This is a genomic window from Asticcacaulis benevestitus DSM 16100 = ATCC BAA-896 (genome assembly GCF_000376105.1).
GTDB lineage: Bacteria > Pseudomonadota > Alphaproteobacteria > Caulobacterales > Caulobacteraceae > Asticcacaulis > Asticcacaulis benevestitus.
Window position 1 is genome coordinate 1 of sequence record NZ_AQWM01000076.1, and the last position, 3,848, is coordinate 3,848.

A 3,848-nucleotide genomic window follows, 5' to 3' on the forward strand; every position below is an offset into this window, starting at 1 on the left:
AACCTGACGCCGTTGGTTGATGACACCATCATTCTGAGGGACGACCACCAAAGCGCAAGCCCTGGCTAAAGCCGGCCCGTTACCCCATCTTTAGGAGCGAATATCCATATTTTGGTTTCTTATGGCGCGCAGATTATCTTGCGGCAACACATCTAGCTACTATATCAGATCTTCTGGAGGGGCAGATGATCGGCTTTGCATTGGTGGTGGCTAGCGAGAGCAGTTTCAGGCACATTACCTCAAGATGGAATGAACCTGATCGCATCAGCGATGCGCCATATTTTGGCTGGCTGTCGACCTCACTGCCAACCTACCCGGAGACCATGAATCTCAAGCTGAATGTGCACATGAGGGCGCCGGGCTCGACACCCATTTTTGAGCTTGAACCGACGGATCATCCTTTGGCCCTTGATCAACGTAATGGTGTAAGCGCGGCGCAGTGGCACAATCGTGCGCTTGAACTATTGGCAGGCTAGGTTGTGCAGTTCGGCTTTGACGCGGCAAACGCACGCGCTATAAGGCGCGCATGACAGATCAGCCCCTTCTTCCCTGCATCATTCTTGACCGTCCGCAGATGGCCGAAAACATCGGCGCCGTGGCGCGGGTCATGGGCAATTTCGGCCTGACCGAGCTGCGTCTGGTGGCGCCGCGTGACGGCTGGCCGCAGGAACGCGCCTGGGCCCTGAGCTCCGGTGCCGAATGGCCGCTCAACGACGCCAAGGTTTATGACACTCTGGCCGATGCCGTGGCTGACCTGCAGGTTGTCTACGCCACCACGGCGCGCAACCGCGAAGTCCATCTGCCGGTGATCACGCCGCGCGCCTGTGCGGCCGACGCCATGAAGATCAGCCGCGAAGGCCTGAAGACGGGCCTTCTCTTTGGCGCCGAGCGCATGGGGCTGGAAACCAACGATCTTTCCAACGCGCACTATATCGTCACCATCCCGGTAGATCCGAAGTTCCAGTCGCTCAATCTGGCGCAGGCGGTCAATATCGTCGCCTACGAATGGCGCCTGCAGGTGATGGATACGCCGGATGAGGCCTTCACGCGCAATATGGACCCGCCGGCCGACATGAAATTCGTCACCGGCCTCTATGAGCATCTCGAAGCCGAACTCGACACATCGGGCTTCTTCTTCCCGTTGGAAAAGCGTCCGTCGGTGGTGCGTAACCTGCGCGCCGTCTTCAATCGCGCCGGCCTGACCGAGCAGGAGGTGCGCACCTGGCGCGGCGTGGTGACGGCGCTGACCAAGGGACGCGGGCGCGTTCTGGCGCGTCTGGCGAAGGAACAGGGCGAAAAAGAGTAGATTGCGTCTGGTCAGTGGGCGAATCCCGGTGTTACCTGTTCTTTGAAACGAAAAGGACACGCCCATGGCCCTCGACCGTCGCGCCTTGCTGACCGCGTTTGCCGCCACCGCCCTTGCGCCTTCGCTGGTAGAGGCGCAGGTCACCACCAACGATTTCGACCTGCCACTGGCCGATGGCCGCGTTGTGCGGGTGATCAGCCGCAATGTGCCCAATCCGCGCGGGGTGGTGCTGTTCTCGCACGGCGGGGGCAGTTGGCCCGAACAGTATCACAAGATGGGCGCGTTCCTGCTGAAACAGGGTTTCGCCGTGCTGGCGCCGCTTCATACCGATTCCGTCAAGATCCCCGAAGACAAGCGCGCCACGCTGCAATCGAGCTTTCCGCAGCGCATCGCCGACATGGCGGCTGTCGCGGCCTATGCCAAATCGGCCTACAAGGACCTGCCACAGATCTCCGCCGGCCACAGTTACGGCTCGCTGTTCGCCGCGATGCTGGGCGGAGCGCTTGATTACGTGGCGCCGCTCTATGCGCCGGATGTCAAGGCGGTGGTGTGCTTCTCAAGCCCGGGCGCAATCCCCAGCCTGATCAACCCGACCTCCTATGCCACCCTGAAAGCGCCTCTGCTGATGGAGACGGGTGACGCCGATACGGTGCCGGGGTTTGTTACCGACTGGCACGATCATCTGCTGCCGTTCGAGGGCACCACGGTGAAGGAAAGCTATGCGCTCATTATCAAGGGCGGCGGTCATGAGTTGATCAGTGGCGCCGATCCGGTCAGGTTCGCGCTGGCCTTGGACGTGACACGCCAGTTTCTGGGGCGCGAAATCCTTGGCAGCGATGGCACAATCAGCCTGCCGACGGGCGCTGCGGCCGAACTTAGGCAGAAATAGGCGAGGGCGATGCTCTATCTCCTTATCAAGGCCGGTTTATCGGGGCTGATCATTGCCGCCGTTTCCGAAATCGCCAAGCGCTGGCCGGGCTTTGGCGCGCTTGTGGCGTCCCTGCCGCTGATCTCGATCCTGGGGATGCTGTGGCTATGGCGTGATACGCAGGATATCGAACGCATGGCACAACATGCCGAGGGCACCTTCTGGTATGTCCTGCCGTCGCTACCGATGTTCCTGCTCATTCCGCTTTTGCTGCGCAAGGGCGTGTCTTTTTATCCGGCGCTGCTGGCGGGATGCGGGCTGACGGTCGCGCTCTATCTGGCCATGACGCTGATCGGTCCGCGATTTGGACTCAAACTGTAGCGGCTTAACAACATGTTAGGCGTCATTGTGGAAACGTGATGCCAAATTGACAAAGGGGCTGATCATGGCTGGCATTGAACTTTACGCACCACGCACCGAACGGCATCGCCGCACCTGGACCTGGGCGGCGATTGTTATCGGCATCGTGTTTACCTTCCTGGCACAGATCGTCGCGCTGCTACCGTTCATTATCCAGACGACGATCGCAGTGCAGAAAAATCCGGCGTTGGCCAAGACCATAACCCAGCCGGAAATCGATCCAGGCCTGATCATCGGTATGACGGCGCCACTCATTGCCCTTATTCTGCTGTGGGTGTGGCTGTTCGAAAGGCGCGGTCCGGCGGCGATTGGCTTCAACAGCAAATCTTTTCTGCGCGTGGCGCGTGGCTATTTGATCGGTTGTCTTTTCCTGGCGTCCGTCGTGGGCGGTTTGTGGGCGATGGGCGTCTATGAGGTCGAAGGGCCGGGCGTGTTTCTGAAGCCAAGCCTGGCCGCCTTGGCGCCGATCTTGTTTTATGCTCTCGCCTTCCTGATACAAGGTTCATCCGAAGAAACCTTATCACGTGGCTGGTTGATGGGCGTCATTACATCGCGTCATGGTGTTGTATGGGGTGTCATCGGCAACGCCGTGCTGTTCGGCGCCATGCACCTGCTCAATGTCAAGGCGTCCCCCGCTATGTTTGCGGGCTGCTTTAATGTGGCGCTATTCGGTATCTTCATTAGCCTTTATGCGGTGAAGGAGCGTTCGATCTGGGGTGTCTGCGGCTGGCATGGGGCGTGGAACTGGTTGTTGGGTGTGGGCTTTGGCCTCGAAGTCAGCGGCCTCAAGCTCAAGGTCACCCCGCTCATTGTCGATCTGAAAGATGCGGCCGGCGCGCCGTGGTGGCTTTCAGGTGGCGAATGGGGGCCGGAAGCCAGCGTCGTGTCCACGTTTGTGCTGGGGGCGGGCATTGCCTGGCTGATCTGGAAAGGTGCGCTGAAGCCCAAAGAGAGCTATCCGGCGCCGGTTTCGGCAGAGAAAACCGCCGTTTAGTCCGTGTTCTGTTGATAAGATGAGTTATTTCGGAATCCGTGTTGACTCGCCGGTCTCATCTCCTTAGAAGCCGGTCTCCCGACTGAGGGGCTTTGGAAGCGACGACATGACGAACCGGAAACGGTTATGATTTAAGTCTTTCCGAGGGTTTTAGGTTGGGGCGATAGATTGGTTTTGATAGAGTTTTCGGTAACGACATTCTTTTAAAAAACTGGTTGACTCGTTTGCGGTGTTTCCCTAGAAACGCCGCTCCGCTGAAA

At 59.0% G+C, this 3,848-nt stretch carries 5 protein-coding genes; all 5 read left to right on the top strand.

The window, feature by feature from the left end; all coding sequences use genetic code 11:
* The first annotated feature begins 185 nt into the window (after positions 1 to 185).
* The 5 genes from B060_RS25820 to B060_RS0123310 all read left to right on the top strand — a co-directional run bounded on the left by B060_RS25820 (position 186) and on the right by B060_RS0123310 (position 3,588).
* Positions 186 to 476, top strand: coding sequence for a DUF2199 domain-containing protein (locus tag B060_RS25820; RefSeq protein WP_018084189.1), 291 nt, complete (start codon positions 186 to 188; stop codon positions 474 to 476).
* Positions 477 to 526: 50 nt separating this feature from the next.
* Entirely contained in the window at positions 527 to 1,306 is a 780-nt protein-coding gene (locus tag B060_RS0123295) for an RNA methyltransferase (RefSeq protein WP_018084190.1), read from the top strand.
* 64 nt (positions 1,307 to 1,370) lie between these two features.
* A complete protein-coding gene (locus tag B060_RS25825; protein WP_018084191.1) occupies positions 1,371 to 2,195 on the top strand; it encodes a serine aminopeptidase domain-containing protein in 825 nt (274 codons plus the stop codon).
* A gap of 9 nt (positions 2,196 to 2,204) precedes the next feature.
* The gene (locus B060_RS0123305; protein WP_018084192.1) at positions 2,205 to 2,555 is read left to right on the top strand and encodes a DUF3147 family protein; all 351 of its coding nucleotides are present in this window, start codon (positions 2,205 to 2,207) and stop codon (positions 2,553 to 2,555) included.
* A gap of 64 nt (positions 2,556 to 2,619) precedes the next feature.
* Positions 2,620 to 3,588 (top strand): CPBP family intramembrane glutamic endopeptidase, encoded by a 969-nt coding sequence (locus tag B060_RS0123310; RefSeq protein WP_026173100.1) that lies wholly within the window; start codon positions 2,620 to 2,622, stop codon positions 3,586 to 3,588.
* Positions 3,589 to 3,848: the final 260 nt, after the last annotated feature.

What these genes read in the sequence shown, in the direction of transcription:
- B060_RS25820 (WP_018084189.1), top strand. Translation starts at nt 186, where the DNA reads ATGATCGGCTTTGCATTGGTGGTGGCTAGCGAGAGCAGTTTCAGGCAC.
- B060_RS0123295 (WP_018084190.1), top strand. Translation starts at nt 527, where the DNA reads ATGACAGATCAGCCCCTTCTTCCCTGCATCATTCTTGACCGTCCGCAG.
- B060_RS25825 (WP_018084191.1), top strand. Translation starts at nt 1,371, where the DNA reads ATGGCCCTCGACCGTCGCGCCTTGCTGACCGCGTTTGCCGCCACCGCC.
- B060_RS0123305 (WP_018084192.1), top strand. Translation starts at nt 2,205, where the DNA reads ATGCTCTATCTCCTTATCAAGGCCGGTTTATCGGGGCTGATCATTGCC.
- B060_RS0123310 (WP_026173100.1), top strand. Translation starts at nt 2,620, where the DNA reads ATGGCTGGCATTGAACTTTACGCACCACGCACCGAACGGCATCGCCGC.